Source organism: Bartonella sp. AP331QHHD (genome assembly GCF_042195905.1).
Taxonomy (GTDB): Bacteria; Pseudomonadota; Alphaproteobacteria; order Rhizobiales; family Rhizobiaceae; genus Bartonella.
Genome location: NZ_JBHIPG010000050.1, coordinates 1 through 1,261, shown reverse-complemented (window position 1 = coordinate 1,261; position 1,261 = coordinate 1). Strand labels below are relative to the sequence as shown.

The window sequence follows — 1,261 nt, the reverse complement described above, 5'->3', positions numbered from 1 at the left end:
GTTGCCTGCAAAAATTTCAATATTGCCACCACTGGCAATCTGACCAACCTTCACCCCTTCTTTTGCTGTAATCAAAAGAAAGCCCTTTTCATCTAAAACAAGATCCCCTGAACCGCCCGTAGAAACGACACCTGTCATCAGTGTGCCTGCATCAAGGCTGCCAACCTTTAAAACAGCTTTTTCACCCGTCATCAACGAAGAAAAGTCAACCGCCCCGCCCTCAATATTTGCCTTGCCATAGGCTAAAAGTTGCCCAAAATGAACGGGAGCATTTGTTGCTGGTTGTGCTTGAATGGCAACATTTTGATGCGACAGAATTGTTTGAGAAACAGATAGCCCATTATGAGAAACTAGGGTGATATCTCCTGCTCCATAAACACTTTCAGCAACAATCGCACCTTGACTGCTCTGGAGATCAACATCCCCTTGGGTGCTAAGAACAACAACACCAGCAGCACCCGTTGCCGCCATATCAACCCCACCGGCTAAAAAATGAGCTTGTATATCACCACCGGCATGCGCCTTGAGATTCCCTTGCGCTAAAACAATCCCCTCAAGCTTCAAGTCTCCGCCCGATTCAAGAGCCATATCAGCACCTGCCCCTAGCCCTGAAACTTGAAGTGTCTGACGCGAAGACAGCTCCATATTGCCCCCAGAGGTTGCCTTACCGGCAATCGATAAAAGCCCATCCTGCGCCTCTATCTTCAAATGACCATCAGCACCAACCGTTTCTAACGTCACATCCTTATGGGCGGCAATATCAATATGCTTTTTCGAGGTGATGTGCTTTGCCAATACGCTCTGGCTTTTCGATTTGAGGACAACACCCCCATGACCAAAAACATTCTTCAACGAGATTTTCCCATCAGCAGAAAGATGCAACTGCCCCGCATTGGCTGCCATATCATGGCGCATGCGAACCCCAACACCTTTTTCTGTTGCCACAAGTTTTATTCTGTCCGCCTGTAGAGCCCCCAAAGCAGAACCATCTATCGCATATTCCGGTTTACCGGTAATATCGGTCAGTTCTTTCATTTCCCGTGAAGCATAATCAAAGTGACCTGTCCCTGCTGTCACACCAATCTCCTTGCCCGCAACAGCTCCTTCAAAATGCACTGTGCGTGAGACAATATCGACAATATCAACCGCTCCTTGACCAGAGAAAAAATTGGCTCCCTTAGCGCCAAAGGTAATATCCCCACCTCGCACCTCAAAGCCTTTCAAAAAACCGCTCGCATCAATTTCGGGTACACCTGTGGTT

At 47.9% G+C, this 1,261-nt stretch carries 1 pseudogene; it reads right to left on the bottom strand.

From position 1 onward, the window contains the following. Positions 1–1,261: pseudogene (locus tag ACFIMS_RS05565) on the bottom strand (filamentous hemagglutinin); the annotation flags it as partial.